General features: G+C 65.3%; 13 protein-coding genes and 2 tRNA genes. 6 read left to right on the top strand and 9 right to left on the bottom strand.

The annotated features are described in order from the left end of the window. Positions 1–426: 426 nt before the first annotated feature. Positions 427–500, bottom strand: a tRNA-Lys gene (locus CHB96_RS09840). 92 nt (positions 501–592) lie between these two features. After that, positions 593–814 carry a DUF3618 domain-containing protein gene (locus CHB96_RS09835; RefSeq protein ID WP_089245587.1) on the bottom strand — a complete coding sequence of 74 codons (222 nt, stop codon included), beginning with the start codon at positions 812–814 and terminating at the stop codon, positions 593–595. Between the two features lie 77 nt (positions 815–891). On the opposite strand from CHB96_RS09835, the gene bcp reads away from it, so the two are divergent. Next, a complete protein-coding gene (gene bcp / locus CHB96_RS09830) occupies positions 892–1,365 on the top strand; it encodes a thioredoxin-dependent thiol peroxidase (RefSeq protein ID WP_089245585.1) in 474 nt (157 codons plus the stop codon). Here bcp and CHB96_RS09825 read toward each other — a convergent pair. Further along, positions 1,354–2,700 carry a dipeptidase gene (locus CHB96_RS09825; protein WP_089245583.1) on the bottom strand — a complete coding sequence of 449 codons (1,347 nt, stop codon included), beginning with the start codon at positions 2,698–2,700 and terminating at the stop codon, positions 1,354–1,356. The two genes, bcp and CHB96_RS09825, sit on opposite strands and share 12 nt — an antisense overlap. A gap of 64 nt (positions 2,701–2,764) precedes the next feature. After that, positions 2,765–4,048 (bottom strand): FGGY-family carbohydrate kinase, encoded by a 1,284-nt coding sequence (locus CHB96_RS09820; protein WP_245865419.1) that lies wholly within the window; start codon positions 4,046–4,048, stop codon positions 2,765–2,767. A 349-nt stretch (positions 4,049–4,397) separates the two neighbouring features. Here CHB96_RS09820 and CHB96_RS09815 point away from each other — a divergent pair, with 349 nt between their 5' ends. Beyond that, positions 4,398–5,027, top strand: coding sequence for a TetR/AcrR family transcriptional regulator (locus CHB96_RS09815; RefSeq protein ID WP_089246127.1), 630 nt, complete (start codon positions 4,398–4,400; stop codon positions 5,025–5,027). A 234-nt stretch (positions 5,028–5,261) separates the two neighbouring features. Here CHB96_RS09815 and acpS read toward each other — a convergent pair whose 3' ends face one another. Then, positions 5,262–5,654 (bottom strand): holo-ACP synthase AcpS, encoded by a 393-nt coding sequence (gene acpS / locus CHB96_RS09810; protein WP_089245581.1) that lies wholly within the window; start codon positions 5,652–5,654, stop codon positions 5,262–5,264. Continuing rightward, on the bottom strand, positions 5,654–14,935 hold the full coding sequence (locus CHB96_RS09805; protein ID WP_089245579.1) for a type I polyketide synthase: 9,282 nt from the start codon (positions 14,933–14,935) through the stop codon (positions 5,654–5,656). The genes acpS and CHB96_RS09805 overlap by 1 nt, the downstream gene beginning before the upstream one ends. A 433-nt stretch (positions 14,936–15,368) precedes the next feature. Here CHB96_RS09805 and CHB96_RS09800 point away from each other — a divergent pair, with 433 nt between their 5' ends. Then, positions 15,369–16,127: a DUF8548 family protein gene (locus CHB96_RS09800; RefSeq protein ID WP_089245577.1), complete on the top strand. Its 759-nt coding sequence runs from the start codon at positions 15,369–15,371 to the stop codon at positions 16,125–16,127. Here CHB96_RS09800 and CHB96_RS09795 read toward each other — a convergent pair. Next, a complete protein-coding gene (locus tag CHB96_RS09795; RefSeq protein WP_089245575.1) occupies positions 16,124–16,885 on the bottom strand; it encodes a TetR/AcrR family transcriptional regulator in 762 nt (253 codons plus the stop codon). The two genes, CHB96_RS09800 and CHB96_RS09795, sit on opposite strands and share 4 nt — an antisense overlap. Before the next feature lie 111 nt (positions 16,886–16,996). Between CHB96_RS09795 and CHB96_RS09790 the strand changes: the two genes are divergently transcribed. The 3 genes from CHB96_RS09790 (at position 16,997) to CHB96_RS09780 (ending at position 17,890) form a co-directional block, all read left to right on the top strand. Beyond that, positions 16,997–17,078, top strand: a tRNA-Leu gene (locus tag CHB96_RS09790). Positions 17,079–17,138: 60 nt separating this feature from the next. Further along, positions 17,139–17,543 carry a transcriptional regulator gene (locus CHB96_RS09785; protein ID WP_176444229.1) on the top strand — a complete coding sequence of 135 codons (405 nt, stop codon included), beginning with the start codon at positions 17,139–17,141 and terminating at the stop codon, positions 17,541–17,543. Continuing rightward, positions 17,540–17,890, top strand: coding sequence for a DUF3817 domain-containing protein (locus CHB96_RS09780; protein ID WP_089245573.1), 351 nt, complete (start codon positions 17,540–17,542; stop codon positions 17,888–17,890). Before CHB96_RS09785 ends, CHB96_RS09780 begins: the two co-directional genes overlap by 4 nt. A 46-nt stretch (positions 17,891–17,936) precedes the next feature. Here CHB96_RS09780 and rdgB read toward each other — a convergent pair whose 3' ends face one another. Beyond that, positions 17,937–18,545, bottom strand: a complete 609-nt coding sequence (gene rdgB / locus CHB96_RS09775) for an RdgB/HAM1 family non-canonical purine NTP pyrophosphatase (RefSeq protein WP_089245571.1) — start codon at positions 18,543–18,545, stop codon at positions 17,937–17,939. Beyond that, positions 18,538–19,323, bottom strand: coding sequence for a ribonuclease PH (rph, locus tag CHB96_RS09770; protein WP_089246123.1), 786 nt, complete (start codon positions 19,321–19,323; stop codon positions 18,538–18,540). Before rph ends, rdgB begins: the two co-directional genes overlap by 8 nt. Between the last annotated feature and the right edge of the window lie 56 nt (positions 19,324–19,379).

The following is a 19,379-nucleotide window of genomic DNA, read 5'->3' as shown; positions in this document are numbered from 1 at the left end:
CCGCGAACCTGAGCGGCACTCGAACCCCGAACCGACATGTCCTTGGGTGAGGAATTGTGTGACAGCCGGTGGGGAACTGTGTGCCGAATGGCCCTCGTACCTGCGGCTTTACATGACCGCTGACACCGAGGTCGACTCTTTGAGCGCAAAGTGTTGAGTAAGTGATGAGTTGAGCGTCCACAGTCGTCCGTCGGCCGCCTGGCCGTAGAATCGGACGCGCGTCTTCGCAGGTCACCCGCATTGGTACCCAAACCTGAGTTCCCGAAAAACGGGATTAAGAGTCGAGTCCCCGAATCGCCCTAGTATGCCTGCGAATCCGCTGGTCAGCGGGTTGCTCACATTTGCGAAGTCTGCGGATACCTGGGAGCGGTCAAACGACAAAAAATGCCCCTGACCAGCGTAAACGCTGTTCAGGGGCACTTGGTGTGCGCCATCAGGGACTCGAACCCCGGACCCGCTGATTAAGAGTCAGCTGCTCTAACCAACTGAGCTAATGGCGCCGATCCGCACCGCGTGTTCTCTGCGGTGCGGGAGAAACATTAACAGGAGAAACCGCCAGATGTGAAATCGCCTGGTCAGGCCGCTGATTACGTCAGCTGAAGATCTTCCGGACGACCAGGACGGCGACGACTGCACCGACACCGATGAGGGTGTACTTGACCGGGGGCTCGTTGAGCTTGGAGACCAGCGACTGCTTCGTGCTCTCCACGATTCGCTTGGGGCTGGCGCGGACGCTCAGTTCGTCGAGCGTGCTGGCGAGCTGGTTGCGAGCGGCCTCGATCTCGCGCTCGATCTTGTCGGTGTCCCTGGCCACATGTCCTCCAACGTGTCGCAAACCTTGTGTGTCACCGTCGAGCCTAGAGCACCGGTCGATTTCGATAGTCTCGTCAGGTGACCGATACCAAGAAGCTCGAGCCCGGCGACACCGCCCCAGCGTTCTCCTTGCCCGATGCGGACGGCAACACCGTCTCGCTCTCGGATTACGCAGGAAAGAAAGTGATCGTCTACTTCTACCCGGCCGCGAGCACCCCCGGCTGCACCAAGCAGGCGTGTGACTTCCGCGACAGTTTGGCAGAGCTCAACGGCGAGGGCCTCGAGGTCATCGGCATCTCCCCCGACAAAGAAGCGAAGCTCGCGAAGTTCCGCGACGCCGAGGGCTTGAACTTTCCGCTGCTGTCCGACGTCGAGAAGACGACATTGAAGGCGTGGGCAGCGTTCGGCGAGAAGAAGAACTACGGCAAGGTCTACGAGGGCGTCATTCGGTCCACGTTCCTCGTCGACGAAGCAGGCAAGATCGAGGTGGCGCAGTACAACGTCCGCGCCACCGGCCACGTCGCGAAACTTCGCCGCGACCTATCGGTCTGACGCACCCAGCCTCTGCAGGAACAGAGCTTCGGCGACGGCGAGGTTCTCGATCTCGCTGGGGTCGACGCTCTCGTTCGGGGCATGGATGCGGCACTGCGGTTCCTCGACGCCCATGAGCACGATCTCGGCTTTCGGGAACGTCTCGGCAAGAACGTTGCACAGCGGAATCGAGCCGCCCTGCCCGGCCGTCGCGACCGGAATATCGAATGCCTCGCTCAGCGCACCGGACAGCGCCGCGTAGCCAGGGCCGTCGGTTCGCGCTCGAAACGGCGAACCGATGGCCTCGCGTTCGATCGTGACCCGAGCGCCCCACGGAGCGTGGGACTCGAGATGAGTCACCAAGGCGTCCTGAGCCTGCCGCGCGTCGATACCGGGCGGCACACGAAGATTCAGCCGGGCGGACGCCGTCGGGGAAATCGCTGCCGCCGAGCCGACGACAGGCGGGCAATCGATGCCGAGGATCGTCAAAGCTGGTCGCGCCCAGACCGCATCGGCCACCGTCGACGAGCCTGCCAATCCGACCCCGTCCAGAACACCTGCATCGACGCGAAAGCTGTCGGCGGGATAGTCGATTCCATCCCACGTCTGCGTGGACTCCACCCCGTCGACGACGGTGTCGCCGTTCCGATCTCGCAGCGAAGCCAGCAGCTGAACGAGAGCGGCGAGCGCGTCGGGCGCCGGCCCTCCGTACATACCCGAATGCACTTCGCCGGCAAGTGTGTCGACGCGGACGACGACGTTGGCGATTCCGCGCAGCGTGGTGGTCACGGTCGGTCGACCGACGGCCGCATTGCCGGTATCGGCAATGATGATGACGTCCGACGCGAACAGCTCCGGCCGCTGCGCAACAAGCGCCTCCAGTCCCCCGGTCCCCATCTCCTCGGAACCTTCGGACACGACGGTAATTCCCACGCCCGGATCGGCTCCCAGAGCGCGCAACGCCAACAGATGCATGACGAGATTGCCCTTGCAATCCGCAGCACCACGCCCGTACCAGCGGCCGTCGCGCTCGGTCAGTTCGAACGGCTCACTGTCCCACAGGGCTCCATCACCGGGCGGCTGAACGTCGTAGTGGGAGTACAGCAGAACCGTCGGCGCACCGGCAGGAGCCGGCGTACGACCAACGACAGCCAGCGACCCATCGTCGGTCTCGATCAGATCGACGGACGCAATCCCGGCATCGAGAAATGCCGTCCGAACCCATTCCGCCGCCGCGATGCATTCCTCGCGAGGGAACTGACGTTCGTCATGGACCGACCTGAATGCCACCAGCTCCGCGAGTTCGCGTCGCGCCCAGGACATATCAGCGGCAACGCGCGATCGAACATCCGACATCGGTTCTCCTGACCAGCAATCGTCGACGAGCTTCTCGTCGTCGATTGTGTCACCGGATACCGACTCAGTTTCCGGCGATCTCCTGTTCCAACCATTGCGCGGTGTGCTGCCAGTGCCGGTCCCACGCCTCTTGCTCCAACTGCTCCTGGGACTTCCCTGCCTCGGGAATCACGGGCGGGATCGTGAACTGGGGAGCATCGACGGTCGTGGGAACGACCGCCGCGTTCGGCGGAATAGCCTGGGCAGGAATGGGAGAGAGCGTCTCGACGGTCCCCTGCCGAACAACCGGCGCAGGCGCCTGCACGGACTCCCACGTCACAGGCACCTCCGGCTCGACGAAAACGGGCTGTTCGACGGCGGGAGCAGGGGCGGGCGGAAGCTGCGTCTCTGGCGGTGCCGCGATCACAACCGACGACGTCGCCCCAGCGAGACTCGTGTCGACCTCGGTGACCGCGGGTGCCGACGTCTCGGTCGGTGCAGCCGTCGTCGCACCGTCGTCGGGAAGGGTCGACGCCAATGCGACGCCACCAGACAGAACGGCAGCCAACAGTGCGGCTGTGAGAATCAGCTTCTTTCGGGGTTGGGCACCTCGGGCCTCGACTGGCGGCACCGGATCGGTCGACGTGGGCACGATGGTCACCGGTTCGACGGAAACTACCGGCGGTAACGCCTCGACGACCTTCGCGGTCTTCGCCGGGACCTTGTCGACCGCCAGGACTGCAGCACCGAGGGCGGCCACCTGATCCGCGTCGGCGACGCGCACGACGGGCAGACCGAGTCCGAGGGCGAGAATATCGACCAGGTCTCGATTGCCCGATCGGTCTCCGAACAGCGCGACCGAATTCGCTTTGACGCCTGCCTCGTCGAGCACCTCCCACGCGAGCGGAACGGTGCTGCCGATCTTCTCCGGGCTCATCGAATCGAGTGCAGCCGTCTTGGCCGTCGACACCGTCGATGTTGCTGCGTCGGCCAGCGAGATCGACACACCCGCGTCGCCCATGTAGTAGAGGAGGACTCGTTCCGCGTCGGCGAATTCCGACGACCTCGCCAGCCAGCCGAGAAACGCCGACGATGCCGGGAACAACGACACGTCGGCGATGCTGCCGTAGTCGACGATGCTCTTCAGCTCGTCGCGTTCCGAATCGGACGAGTACACGAGACCGACTGCGTCGACATCGAGCTTTCGACGGCGGGCAGCGGCGCGCATCCCGTCGACGGCAGCGGGTAGAGCTGTTGCAACGCCACCGTCGAGCGCCGTCATTCTGTTGGCGACGACGGCGTCCGTCCCTTGGTCGAACAGAACGGCATACATCGCCCCGGACTCGACGGACAGTCCAATGGTTGCCACGCGATTCTCCTGTGCCTGAGGGGTGAGGCTCCCGACATGAACGCCTCCGACGGACAATCGGTGACGCTCACCCTGCACGACTACGTAACTGGTTCTGTGAACCATACCGAAAGACTGTTTCTTTAACCAGAAAACAACCTATGACTTGTCACGAGAACTCGTCACGGGTCTGTAGGTTCGACGACAGCCGTTCACCGGTCCTGAGGTTCCGATGACCCACGATTTGCGCGCGTTGTGGAACGAATGCACCCACGGCGGCTAGCCTGAGCAGGTGGATTCCTCTGCTAGCGCCCAGTCTGCGAGACGTATCGACGCCGCGCTCGAATCGTCCGCAGAGACTCAGGAGCTCATGCCGCGTCGGCGCCCGACGCAGGAACGCAGCAAGCGAAAGTTCGACGCACTGCTCACGGCGTCGCGCGACTTGCTCAGCGATGTCGGCTTCGAATCGTTCACGTGCGAGGAAGTCGCAGCCCGGGCGGAACTCCCCATCGGAACCCTCTACCAGTTCTTCGCCAACAAATACGTCATCGTCTGCGAGCTGAACCGACAGGACCTCGTCGGCGTCCAGCAGGAGCTCGCCGAGTTCAACGGCGAAGTACCCTCCCTGGACTGGCTGCGGTTCCTCAACAAGTTCGTCGACCACATGGCAGGGCTGTGGATGTCCGACCCCTCACGTCGTGAAGTGTGGCTCGCGATGCAGTCCACACCGTCGACACGGGCGACCGGAGTCATTCACGAACGCGAATTCGCCGACCAGGTCGCGAAGATGCTCGGCCCGCTCACACCCCGCACTCCCCGAGCCCGACGCAACCTCATGGCACAGGTCCTCGTCCACATCGTCTACTCGATGCTCAACTTCTCCGTCCAGGACGACCAGAGCCACGAGGATGCCGTCGCCGAACTCAAGCGCATCATGGCGGCCTACCTCCTCGTCGCCGAGAAGGAATCCCGTCGATCGGGTGCATCCGTCGTCGACTAGGCATGTGCCGATGCTGACCGGCCTCCCCACGGGTGACCGAATGACGCCCTCGCGCACTCTGAGTGACCGCATGTCACCCTCGCTCCAGTAGCGCCACCAGGCCCCAGGTGACCGAATGACGCCCTCGCGCACTCTGAGTGACCGGATGTCACATTCGGTCCGAACCACCCGACCCCACAAACGCCGAACGCCGGCCCACCCCGAAGGGTAGGCCGGCGCTCAGGGCTCAGAAAATCACTCCTCCAGGATCGCGACGGCGGCGGCGATGTCACCGTCGTGCGTCAGCGACAGGTGGATCTTCACCGTCGGCAAGAACTCCTGTGCCATGCCGTGCAGCTTGATCGACGGCCGTCCCCACGCATCGTTGACGACCTCGATGAGCGGGTACGGGTTGTCACCGATCTGCGGAGGCCGCGCGAAACGCGAGGTCGCCCACGCCTTCAGCACAGCTTCCTTGGCAGCCCACCGCGCTGCGTAGTGGCGGGCCGGGTCGGCACTCTTCGTCGCCGCATGCCGACGCTCACCCGCGGTGAAGCTGTCGCGGATCATCGTCGTGCCGACCTTCTCCATCTGCTCGGCGAAATCGGACACGGTCACCAGGTCGAAACCCACTCCGAGAATCGCCATTACTTGCACCCCGGCAGACCCGAGCGGTAGACGTCGTCGTCGCCGAGACGCGCGGCCTCGGTGAGCAGAACGTTCGCTTCGAGTTCACGGGTCGCCTTGGCCGGCGTCCCGTCGTGGCCGAGCCTGCGGTCGTCGGGACGCTCGTACAGGGCGTCGCCTCCCACCATTGCGGAGATCAGCCTGCGCTGACCGGCGATGCGACGCTCGTTCGCACGAGCGACGTATGCATCTCGGCGATCGGCCGGAACCGATTCGAGGAATGCCTGCGGGTGCACCACCGCGATCAGTCCGGACACGTGTCCGAAGCCGAGCGAGGTGAGCAGACCGGCCTTCAGCGGCACCGAGTCGCCGAACTTCAGAGGCTCACGAGCCCACACGAGGTGTTCGAACTCGGTCATCTTGTCGTCGACGCAGTCGAGGCTGCGGTTCGGCGGGATGACTCCATTCGCCAGCACCTGGCAGAGACCGATCAGCTGGAAGGCTGCGGCTCCACCCTTCGAGTGGCCGGTGAGGCTCTTCTGCGAGACGACGAACAGCGGTGCACCGTCGGTGCGGCCGATGGCCTTCGCGAGGCGCGTGTGGAGCTCGGCCTCGTTCGGATCGTTGGCTGCCGTCGACGTGTCGTGCTTGGAGATCACGGCAATGTCGTCGGCACTGACGCCCAGAGCGTTCAAGGACAGTGCGAACGACGAATCCTTGCCGCCGCGAGCGGCACTGAGCGCACCGAGTCCCGGAGCCGGGATGGACGTGTGCACACCGTCACCGAAGGACTGTGCGTACGCAACCACACCGAGGACCGGCAGGCCCATCTCGAGCGCGAGGTCACCGCGAGCCAGCAGGATGGTGCCACCACCCTGAGACTCGACGAATCCGCCGCGACGACGATCGTTGGCCCGCGAGAAGCGGCGATCGCTGATTCCCTTGGCGGACATGGCAGCCGAGTCCGCGGTGGCCGACATGTCACCGAAGCCGATGATGCCTTCGGTGCTCAGGTCGTCGAAACCACCGGCGACGACGAGCTGTGCCTTGCCCAGCTTGATCTTGTCGACGCCTTCCTCGACCGAGACGGCCGCGGTGGCGCAGGCGGCGACGGGGTGAACCATCGCGCCGTAGCTACCGACGTACGACTGAACCACGTGTGCAGCAACGACGTTCGGCAGAGCTTCCTGCAGGATGTCGTTCGCCCGAGCGTCGCCGAGCAGGGTGTCGATGTACAGCGACCGCATCGACTCCATGCCGCCCATGCCGGTGCCCTGCGTGTTGGCGACCAGCGTGGGGTGCGTCCACCGCATCAGTTCCGACGGGTTGAAGCCCGAGGAGATGAAGGCGTCGACCGTGCAGACGATGTTCCACAATGCGACTCGGTCGATCGAGCTCGCCATGTCGGGCGAGATGCCCCACTTGGTCGGGTCGAATCCGGTCGGAATCTGTCCACCCACGGTGCGGGTGAGCTTCATCTTTCGCGGAACGCGAATCTCGGTGCCCGCCTTGCGCGTCACCTGCCAGTCGCCGGAATCCGGGACCGGTGTGATCAGCGTGTGCTCGGGATCGGCTGCCGCGAACGACCGTGCGTCGAGCTCGGTTCCGACGACGAACGTGAGGTCGTTGTCGAGGAAGATCGACGTCATGAGCGGAGCGGTGTTGCCGACCATGGCGCCGTCGTCACCGTAGGTACGGATACCGCACTTCTCGACGACGATGTCGTGGTACTTGTCGGCGATGTCTTCCTCGGGAACGAGGTCACCCGACTCGATGTCGTACCAACCCGGCTTGGGATCGTTCTCCCAGGCGATCAGGCCGGTATTCCATGCGAGTTCGAGAACACCTGCGGCCGACAGCTGTTCGTCGACCTCCATCTCGAAGCGTGTACGAGCTGAGCCGTACGGTCCGAGTTCACCGGCACCGACGATGACGACCAGATCCTTCGGGTCGACGTCGAGCGTGGGCCAGGCCGGAGCCGTCGTCGCAGCGAGTCGCGGCGGTGCGGGCAGCGCGGCGATGACCGAGCTGTCGGCTTCTTCCGAGACCTTCTCCGACGCCGCTGCCGCAGCTTCGCGAGCCAGTTCGACCAAGTTGAGCTTGGTGTTGGCCAAACCACCGGTCAGATCAGCGAGAAGCGGTGCCTCCGTTGCCTGTCGACGAGCTGATGCAGTGCTGAGCTTCAGCAGTTCCGTCGCCATCTCGTCGGTGGACCAGGTACGCACACCTTCGGCTTCCACCGCCTCGACGATCGGGTCGTTGCCGCCCATGAGGCCGGTTCCGCGGACCCAACCGATGTGCGCGTGAGCGATGGAAACCCGCTCGGCCCAGTTCTTCTCGGAGCCCCACTTGGCAGCGATGGCGTCGAGAGCAGCTTTGGACTCGCCGTAGGCACCGTCGCCACCGAACATTCCGCGGTTCGGCGAACCGGGCAGCACGACGTGCAGGCTCGTGTCGATGTCGTTGTCGTAACCGATCTTCGACAGTCCGCCGATCAGTCGCTCGACCGACCAGAGCAGCACACGCATTTCCATCTCGGCGCGGCCACCTGCGTCGGACAGTTCTCCGACGACGCGAGGTGCGGCGAACGGGAACAGCAGCGTCGGGGTGATGCCTGCCTTGACGAGAGTCTTTGCGCCACCGGCACTGTCGATCTGATCGCTGCCGATCCACTCGATCAGCGCATCGACATCGGTGTACGACGCGATGTTCGCGGGAACGACCCACAGCGACGCTCCGGCGCGAGCATTCTCGCGGTACAGGCTGCGGTAGAAGCCGAGTCGCTCGTCGTCGAGACGCGAGGTCGTGACGAAGACCGTCGCTCCCCCGCCCAGCAGCTTGGCTGCCACCGAGGCTGCGATGGATCCCTTGCTGCCGCCGGTGATCACGGCGACCTCGTCGGACCATTCGCCCTTCTCGTCGGCGACGACTGCGGCCTGAGCGATACGTCCGTAGACCTCGGACAGGAGCGCCTTACCGTCGTAGTCGGCCTTGGCCTTCCACCACTGCGCCTGTGCTGCAACGGCTTTGCCTGCACCGGCGAAGCTCTCGACAGCCAGGTCGCCTGCGGTACCGAGCCACAGTCGGGCCAGGTCCTCACGGGCGGTGGCCCAGCGGTCGTCGATCAGCACTGCGCGTCGGGCGTCGAATGCCGGTGCGACGAGTCGCGGCCAGTCCGAACCGAGTTCGGCGGCAACGAGATCGGCCAGTGCAGCATCCGGGTTCTCGACGGCGAGCGCGTTCGGAGCCTCGGAGAGTCCGAGCTGCTCGAGCACGAGGCGTGCAGCCGAAGCCAGCACACCGTCACGACCGGTGATGTGTTCGGTGAACTCACCGAGCGCAGCTGCGTCGACGGTTCCTCCGCCTCCGCCGCCTGCAGCCGGAAGCGAAACAGCGACGCCGCGTCGTGCAGCGACTGCGGCCACGGCAGAGTCGATCACGGTGTCGACTGCATTGCCGTCGGCGAGTGCGCCGTCGGCGAGACCGCCGAGAGCACCGCCGCGCACCGAAGCGCCGTCACGGGTACCGAGGGCGACCTCGGCGGTGACGTGGCTTGCCCAGCCGTCGCCGAGTTCCCAGGTCTTCTTGACGCGATCCGCGATGGAGGCCGGGCGACGTCCCGAAGGCCCGAAGACCTTGCGCAGGTGGTCGTTGATCGAGTCGCTCAGCACGGGGCCGAACGGCTTGTACGTACGAGCCAGCTTGTTGACCGTGCCCGAGAGCGCGCCCATGTCGGCGTCGGCAGCACCGTCGATCGCGCCGAGCGAGAGCTCGGAGCCGAGGTCCACGAGCAGCTGGTTACGACGAGAGGAGACGCCGTCGCACAGTGCCTCGATGGTGTCGGCGGGCCCGATCTGATCGAGCTGCAGCTTGGTCCACAGACCGATGAGGATCTTGGTGGCATCGGCTGCACTGAAGGCGATGTCGTCGGGACGCGGTCCGCCCGACGGAGCCGCGGCGGGTGCCGGAGCAGCTGCCGGAGCGGCAGCAACAGCAGCAGGAGCGGCTTCGGCGACAGGAGCCTCGTCCTCGTCGGCAGGTGCCGGATCGGTGTCCGTGCCGTAGACGATCGCAGCTTCACGCTCGACGTTGAGGACCTCGACGGGGAAGCCGAAGCGGCCCGGCAACTTCAGCGTCTGCGACGCGAGGTTGGCGACGGTCGGCGTTGCGCTGAGGCCGATTTCGACGAAGCGCTCGACTCCGAGGCCGCCGTCCGACTCGTCGGCGAACAGCAGATCCTGTGTTTCGATCCAGCGCACCGGGCTGGCGAACTGCCATGCGAGCAGTTCGGTCAGCACGACGCGGCACAGGTCGTGGGTACGCGCAGCCCACGAATCGAAGTCCGCGAGAACGTCGTTCAGGGGCTCCGACGGAACCAGATCCGCGATCTCCTGGATGAACTCACGATCGAGGGAGAACGGCTTGGGGACCAGGTTCGGAACGTAGCGCCCGATGAGAATCTCGGGATCGAGATCCGCGGGCAGCAGTGCCTGCAGGCGGGTGCGGAAGTCCGCGACTCCCCCGCGCAGCACGGTGGAGTGGAACGGCACGTCGATGCCGGGGACCATGATGTACGCGGCCTTGCCACCGAACTCGGCGCGGCGGATCGCGATCTTCTTCTCGAGTGCGTTCAGTCCGTCGACCGTTCCGGCGATGGCGTACTGGCTGCCACGCAGGTTCAGGTTGACGATCTCGAGGAACTCGCCGGTCTCCTCGGCGACACCTGCGACGAATCCTTGCACGTCGTCGTCGGCAAGACCGATCTGCGACGGCCGGATCGCGGCCATGCGGTAGTTGCTTCGCCCTGCGGCATCGCGCGGGACGAGAGCGTGCATCGCCGAGCCGCGCTGGAAGACGACCTCCAGGACAGCTTCGAGCGGCAACACACCTGCGACAGCGGCGAGCGCGTTGTACTCACCGACGGAGTGTCCGGCGAGGATCGAGTTCTCCACGAACACACCGGATTCACGGAGTTCGGCGACCTGTGCGACACCGAGGACCGCCATGGCGACCTGGGTGAACTGCGTCAGGTGCAGAACGCCGTCGGGGTGCTTGTGCACGGTGCCGCGCGCCTTGAGCGACGTCGGGTTGTCCCGCACCACAGCGAGAATCGAGAATCCGAGCGCCGTGCGAGTGTGCTTGTCGGCACGCTCCCAGACCTCACGAGCAGCCTTGGACCGTGCACGTGCGTCGAGGCCCATGCCCTGACGCTGAATGCCCTGGCCGGGGAACGCGTAGACCGTCTTCGGTGCAGCGGTACGGCCGGATGCGACCATGACGAGATCGCCTGCGACACGGCAGGACACCTCGATCAGCTCGGCACCTTGATCGAATCCGGTGCGGTCGACGCGCACATCGATCTCCGCTCCGGGGCGAACCATGCCGAGGAAGCGGGAGGTCCACGCGGTCAGTCGACGAGGCGGAGTCTTGGTGTCCGCGTAGTCGATTGCCGTGACGACCTGCTGAGCTGCGGCCGACAGCCACATGCCGTGCACGATCGGACTGCCGAGGCCGGCGAGCAGCGCTGCCGGGTCCGACGTGTGAATCGGATTGTGGTCGCCCGAGACCTGTGCGAACGCAGCCATGTTGCGCGGGGCCAGGATCGTGGTCTGACGACGGCGACGACGCGGGGTGTCCTTGGACTCGGAGGAGACCGAACCGCCGGCGGGCGCCGGATCGGACAGCTCACCCTTGCCGGTACGTCCGCGAATCGCGAAGCGCTCCACCAGAGTTGCGACGGTCGGTGCGTCGAGACCCTCACCGAGCATGGCGCCGATCTCGACGGTGACCTCCACGACGCGACCGAGATCGGTGTCGAGCACCTCTCCCGCCGAGGCCTTGACGACCAGAATGGAGGTGTCGGAAGGCAGTTCGCCGACGAAGTTGACACTGTGGTCCAGGTGAACCAGATCGAGCATGCCCTCGATGACGTCGATGTCACTTGCCGTCTTGGTGGCGCCGAGAACAGCGAACACAGCAGGCCAGCATGCGCCGACGAGCACGTCGGGAACAGCCTTGCCGCTGACGGTCAGCGACTCGGGCAGTCCGGATCCGGTGACACCCGCATGGTCGGCGACGAGGTCGGGAACCCATGCGAGGTTGATGCGGGCGACGCCGTTCTTGACCTTCGGAAGTTCCTGTCCTGCAGCAACTCCCAGCAATGCAGACATCGAGGTCTGTGCGTCCTCGGCCGTGACGACAGGTGCGCCGCCGTCGACCGTCGATGCGGGAACGGTGAAGAGGATTCGCACCTCTTTGCCCGGCGCGAGCGGAACGTTCAGCTCGACGTGGTCCGAATCCTGAACCGTCAGCGTCGATCCCGTCTGGGGGTGCGACGCGAGCGTGTCGGAATCGACGACCCATTCGGTCGGATCACCCAGGCGCGCAACGGGGTTCTGCGTCAGGCGCGAGGCCCAGTTGACGTCCGGTGCACCGAGGACGATGCCGAGAAGTCCCGGAGCGAGGTCTGCATGACGACGGCTCGAGATCGGCGCTGCTTCGACGCCGTCCGAGAGGAGTTCGTCGGACGTGGCCTTCTCGAAGCGGTTCAGCAGGTCGCCTACGGGCTCGTCGACGCGGGTGATTCCGGCAACCGCGACGGTGCCAGGAATGACACAGACCTGGTCGGCCGAGTAGCGCGGATCGTGTGCCTGCCACAGCGAGTCGCTGCGCCACCAACGGCGGACGTCTCCGTCGACGACGGGAACGAAGTTGACCGGCTTGCCCGGCAGGCGGCACAGCGAGGTGAAGAACGTGATGTCGGCGGGGTGGAGAACGACGTCGCCTGCGTCTGGGAACTGCGCGAGGAGCGAGCGCAGGGCCGCACGTGGACGCTCGAGTGTGTCCACGTCGGCGAACAGTGTCGGGATGGGTCCACGGTCGACCGGGTGCAGACGTGCCTCGGCGCGCTGCAGCATCTCGAGGAAGCGGGTGCGCCAGGTGACGTCGAGCCACACCGATTCCGTTGCCTCGGTGAGTGCGTCGGCGAACTCTCCGCCGGTGTCGAACTCCTTGTGAACGTCGGCACCGATGGCGAGATCGAGATACCGATCCAGCCACTGTGCGTAGGTCATCTCGGCGACATCGCCGAAGTACGGCTTCGCGGTGCCGTCGAGCGCGGCGATGATCTCGTCGCGACGCTTCGCAACCGCGTCGGCATCTCCTGCGACCTCGTCGAGGAGGCGACCGCAACGCGATGCGGCGTTGTCGATCTCGTGGATGTCGGCACCCAGCTGGCTACGGCCGGACGCCATTCCACCGCCGGCGGTGCCTGCACCGACCCAGTCGGGGGTACCGGGTGTGTCGACGAGCAATTGCTTGACCTCGGCAGAGGTGGTGGCTTCGAGAGTGGCCATCGCAGCGGTTCCGACGAGGATGCCGTCGAGGGGCATCTTCGGGTAGCCGGCGCCGAGCGACCAACGGCCGGTGAGGTATTCGGCTGCACGCTCGGGCGTTCCGATGCCACCGCCGACGCAGATGACGAGGTTCGGGCGCGCACGCAGCTCGGCGTACGTGGACAGAAGCAGATCGTCGAGGTCCTCCCACGAGTGGTGGCCACCTGCGCGGCCGCCCTCGATGTGGGCGATGACGGGGAACGACGGCACTTCACTCGCGATGCGGATGACTGCGCGGATCTGCGCGACGGTTCCCGGCTTGAACGCGACGTAGCTGAATCCTGCTTCACGCAGGTCGTCGATGATCGTGACTGCTTCTTCGAGCTCCGGGATGCCAGCGGTGACGACGACGCCGTCGAACGGGGCTCCTGCAGCGCGAGCACGCGGGACGAGACGCTTGCCGCCCACGTGCAGCTTCCACAGGTACGGATCGAGGAACATGGAGTTGAACTGCACGGCGCGACCCGGCTCGAGCAAGCCTTCCAGCTTCTCGACGTGGTCGGCGAAGATCTGTTCGGTGACCTGGCCACCACCGGCGAGCTCGGCCCAGTGGCCGGCGTTGGCCGCCGCTGCGACGATCGCGGGATCCACGGTCGTCGGCGTCATGCCTGCAAGCAGCATCGGCGAGCGGCCGGTCAGCTTCGTGAAGGAGGTCTCGACGACGACGCGGCCGTCCGGAAGCGTCACCGGCTTCGGCGCGAATTCCGACCATGCAGGCTGGACCTCGGGAGCTGCACCCGGGGTGAGGAGGTTGCGGTGGCCACCGCGGGTCGAGGCAGCGACGATGCCGACGCCCTGTCCACGCAGAGCAGGCACCGTCATGCGAGTGAGGATGTCGCCGGGGCCGAGATCGAGGATCCAGTCGGCGCCGGCGTCGATGACTCCGTCGATTTCGGTGACCCAGTCGACGGGATCGACGAGGATGCGCTGTGCGAGCGTGCGTGCGACCTCGACGTCGAGGCCGGTGCGCTGCGCCCATGCGGCGACGAGTTCGACGGCGTCGGCCAACGCGGGGTGATGGAAGCCGACCTCGACCGGAAGCTGTTCGAAGACGGGCGAGAATGTCGCTCCTCCGCGCTTCTTCGACTCGCGCTCACGCTCTTCTTGCGCGGCGATCTGCTCGGCGCGTTCCTGGACGCGAGCCAGCTGGGCAGGCGGCCCGGCGAGTACGACGCGTCGGCGGCCGTTGCGGATGGCGAGAACTGCGGAGCGCTCGGGTGCGCCGTCGATGGCGAGCTCGTCGACGATGGCCTGCAGACGCTCGGGCTCGACGCCGGAGACGGAGACCATGGGTGCACGGTCGGCTGCGCCGATGATGCCGCGACGCCGTGCGACGAGACCGGCTGCGGCACCTATGAGCTGCGCGACTGCGAGCAGACGCGCGTCCTCTGCACCGTTGCTCTTGACCGACTCCGCGGCGATGAGGCCCTGCGAGTGGCCGATGACGCTGACGGGCGGGGCCGCGGCGGGGTCGAGGCCCTGCAGCTTCAGTGCGCGCAATGCAGCGACCTGGGTGAGGAAGACACCGGGGAGGGAGACTGCAGCCGACGTCAGTGCTGCTTCGGAGGGACCGAATGCGGCGGCGCCCTCGTCGTCGTCGGCGAGGTCCTGCTCCAGCATCCACCCGATCGGGTCGAATCCGACCGAGCGCACGACGAGCAGGTCGTCAGCGACGGGGGCCAGAATCGCTGCGGATTCGTTGACGAGGTCGGTGAGTTCGGGTTCGAGGGCGGAATCACGGGCGAGTTCCTCGAGGGAGCTCAACCACGGCGATCCCTGTCCGCCGAATGCCAGTGCGTAGGGCTCTCCGGCAGCGAAGCGGTCCGCGAGGGTACGAGACGTGCCACCGCTCTTGGGGGACCTGCCCGCGCCCTGTCCGTGTGAAGGCGTGCTCTCGTTGATCGTCAAGGTGCTGCGATTCCTCTCGTGAGCAACTCGGGGAGTCGAGATTGCTTCGTCGGGTGATGCCGTGGCCGGCGCACAAATGAGCGAAATGTTTCTCGAGCGAGACCGCCGTTGGCAACGAGGTGGCTCCATCCGCGTGCACCAAGGTTGACACAGAATCATGAGGAAATCCTCACGTTTCATTTGACGTCCAAGTGCTACCAGCGAGTAAGCGCTGCTCGACGCCTTTACCCCGTGTTGAACCGACTCGTCGGTAACGACCATCCGCGCAGGCACGGCGCGGATTCGGGCCGATCAAACATGAGGAAACCCTCGCATTTTTCGTTATCATTCCGTTATGTGAACCTCGCCACAGTCGGACCGGTCGAGACGCGTGGCGCGAAATCTGTCGGTGCCGCCTTGTAGCTTCCCCGCCACACAACCGACAGGGGGGTTCATGTATTCACCAGTAACACATATCGATTCGCACGCAGCCGTGGACGAGACGAGTGAACAGCAGCGCGCACGAGAAGAGGCCGCCGCCGAGTTTCGTGACGAAGTTTCCGCTCTCGCCGCACACATCGAGGCGACAGTCGAACGCAACACGACTCCGTTCTGGTTTCCGGGGTGGCAAGGCGAGATCGAGGCGGCATTGCTCGACTCGGTGTTCTCGGCGCGCGCGACCTACGGCACCGAACGCAACGGAGTGCGACGCGTCATCACCCGGTGGCGTGAGCACCGGGCAACCGACCTGCTCGACGACCTTTCGTTTCTCGCACAGTTCGTCGACGATCCGGACAACCTGGCAGACATTCTCGGCAATCGCCAGCGCGTCGCAGGCAACTCGACGACAAAGGCAGAGGCCGCAGCAAAGGCAGCCGCTGCGTTGATGGAAGTCGGCGTCGACCGTTCCGCAGACCTCGCCGACGCAAGTAGTCGGCAGTTCATGGATCAGGCCGATGCCTTCACGTCGATAGCAGGCATCGGGGCCAAGACCTGGCGCTGCATGATGTTCGTGGTCGGCATTCGGGACCAGGACATGTCCCCTCTCGTCGCCTTCGTGTCGGGGGCAATCGGCGAAGAGGTCGACGAATGCGGGACGCACGAGCTCATGCACGCAGCTGCAAGGGAATTGGGCAGTGACCTCGCGACAGTCGAACACGCTCTCTGGCGAGTGCTTCGTAGACCGCCTCCGCGGAAGAAGAAGAGCGCCTAGCCGCGGTCGATCAGGGCCGCCACACCGTCGAGAATTCTCTCGACACCGAACTCGTACTCGTGGACGGGATCGCTCGCGGCGTCGTACGACGTCGACGACGCGGTCCCGACCCGCGACGACAACGGGTATCGATCGCGTTGCATGACGCGGGCGAGGACCGGCGCTGTGGCGTCCCACCACTGAGCGTCGGTCATACCCGACTCCTCACGCACGCGATCGAATCGAACGAGCGCCCGAGCAGTACCCGCCACGTGGGTGAGCACGAGTGTCAGAACCGAATCCATCTCGACGTCGGACAGACCGACACCGTCGATCACTCCCAGCTCTGCCTCGTACTTGTCGTTGGTGTTGGGCCCCAACACCAATCGAGGCCCCTGCGCATCGAGTAGCCACGGATGACGTTGGTAGAGAAGCCAATTCCGTTCGGCGACGAATCGAAGACCGTCACGCCACCCACTGGTGGCGCTCTTCGGCTCGTCGACACTGGAGTACAACGACCCGAGTGCGCTGTCCACCATCAGATCTGCGAGCTCCGCGCGCCCCGGAATATGGGTGTACAGCGACATCGTCCCGACACCGAGCGCGTCGGCGACCCTGCGCATCGACACGGCATCGATACCGTCGGCGTCCGCGATCGTGAGTGCAGCGGCGACGATCGAATCGACGGTCAACCCGGCGCGACTTGGCTTCTCGCCGACTCGCCACAACAGTTCGAGCGAACGCACCGGATCGAACGCGGGTTCCTTCTTGCTCACCACGTCTGCACAGTACGCCGTACGCTGCAGTCCCCCACGCCCTCACCCCCGCGCCTCCCACGCAAACGCATGTGCGTTTGCGTGGATGCGGCGTTGTAGACTTGCCGAGCACTCGCGCGAGTGGCGGAATTGGCAGACGCGCTGGATTTAGGTTCCAGTGTCTCAGGACGTGGGGGTTCAAGTCCCCCCTCGCGCACTCATGTTGTCCTCGACACCGAACTACCAGATGTAGTAGCCCCTCGGGTACCTTCGGGGTGTGGCAAAATCCCGCTCTCATCACCGGCCCGCGCTGATCGCGCTGGTCGTCGTGTCCGCGCTGGGATGCCTCGCGCTCGGATGGTGGCAGTGGGAGCGCTTCGAATCGGTCGGCGGTGACGGCCAGAACCTCGGTTACGCATTCCAGTGGCCGCTCTTCGCGGCATTCGTCGTCTACGCCTACCGCCAGTTCGTGCGGCTCGAGGACCAGTCCGACGGCGACACGAACGAGGATGCACCCGCAGAGGACGTCGTCCGCGAAATACCGGCCGACCTGCTTCCCCAGCGACCGACGGCTGCCGCCGACGACAGTCTCGACGACCCCGAAGCTCGGCAACTGCTCGAGTACAACAGCTATCTCGCGGAGCTCGACCGCTCCGAACATCCCGACAGGAGTACCACGTGAGCTCGGCACCGGAGAGGTCGGTTCAGACCGACAAGACCAAGAAGATCGCGTCGGCTCTGCTGCGCTACCGCGTCCTCGCGTACGTCACCGGCATCTGGCTGCTGGTGCTCACCGGTGAAATGGTCGCCAAGTACATCTTCAAGGTCGAGAACGTGCCGAGTTGGATCGCCGTCGTGCACGGCTGGGTCTATCTGGTCTATCTCATCCTGACGATCGACCTCGCGATCAAGGTCCGCTGGCCGGCACCGCGCACCATCGGCACGCTGCTCGCAGGCACCATCCCGTTCCTGTCGTTCTTCGTCGAGCACTGGCGAACCACCCAGGTCAAGCGCGACTTCGGAGTCTGACTTCTCGTCGCCGACAGCACGGAGCCGTCGGCGACGAAAGCTCCACTCAGACCAGAGCCTGCAGCGCGGGAATCAGCAGTCGCAGCGCGCGTCCGCGGTGCGACGCTGCATCCTTCTCTTCCGCAGCGAGCTCGGCCGCCGAGCGGCCGTCTCCCTCGGGCACGAATACGGGGTCGTAGCCGAAACCGTTCTCTCCCAAGGGAGTACGCGCGATCACGCCGCGCCACTCCCCACGCACGACGCTTTCGGTGCCGCCCGGGACGACCAGTGCACATGCGGACACGAAGCCCGCACCCCTACGCTCGTCGGGAACGTCCTGCAACTGCGCCAACAACAGAGCCGTATTCGCATCGTCGTTGCCGTGCGTCCCGGACCACCGTGCAGAGAGCACACCCGGCATTCCGTTCAACGCGTCTACCTCGATACCGGAATCGTCTGCTACACAGGCTAATCCGGTTGCCGCAGCTCCGTCGCGCGCTTTGGCGAGAGCATTTCCTTCGAATGTGGCCTCGGTCTCGGGCGCCTCCGGGAATTCGGGGACCTCGTTCAGCCCGACGAGTTCGATTCCGGAGATTCCCGCGCCGTCGAGAACGCGTCGTAACTCGTTCAGTTTCTTGGCATTTCGACTTGCGACGAGCAACTTCACATCAGCCACCGAATTTCTTCTTCGATGTCTCGGTGACGATCTCGGGCAGGACGCCGGGGTACGGCTCGGCCAGCGCGGCCTTCTGGACCTCGAAGAGTTGCTCGATACCGGCGAGTGCGGAATCGAGGAGCTTGTCCAATGTCGTGCGCGGGAACGTCGCGCCCTCTCCGGTGCCCTGAATTTCCACGAGCGTTCCCGTGTCCGTTGCGACGACGTTCATGTCGACCTCGGCACGCGCGTCCTCCTCGTACGGAAGATCGAGACGCACACGGCCGTCGACGACGCCGACGCTGACCGCGGCGATGCCGCACGAGATGGGCTGCGGGTCCGCGAGACGCCCGGCAGCACGCAGATACGTCACAGCATCGGACAGCGCGACGAACGCGCCGGTGATCGCCGCGGTGCGTGTTCCGCCGTCGGCCTGCAGTACGTCGCAGTCCAGCGCGATCGTGTTCTCGCCGATTGCGGCGAGGTCGATGCACGCACGGAGCGAACGACCGACCAGGCGTGAGATCTCCTGGGTGCGGCCACCGACCTTGCCCTTGACCGACTCACGCCCACTGCGCGTATGCGTGGCGGCGGGCAACATCGCATACTCGGCGGTGAGCCAGCCCAGCCCGGATCCCTTACGCCAGCGAGGAACACCTTCCTCGACGCTGGCTGTGCACATCACGCGGGTGTTGCCGAACTCGACCAATACCGAGCCGGCAGGATTGCTCGTGAATCCGCGTGTGATCTTGATGGTGCGGAGTTCGTCGTCCGCTCTTCCGTCTTCTCGTCTCGACACGACCGCCACCCTAATCGAGGTCATTCCGCAGGCTCCACTCCCGGCCTATCTCGGTA

Origin of the sequence: Rhodococcoides kyotonense, from assembly GCF_900188125.1 — a bacterium.
GTDB classification, from domain to species: domain Bacteria; phylum Actinomycetota; class Actinomycetes; order Mycobacteriales; family Mycobacteriaceae; genus Rhodococcoides; species Rhodococcoides kyotonense.
The sequence above is the reverse complement of the archived record's forward strand: the minus strand, read 5'-3'. Positions and strand labels throughout refer to the sequence as shown.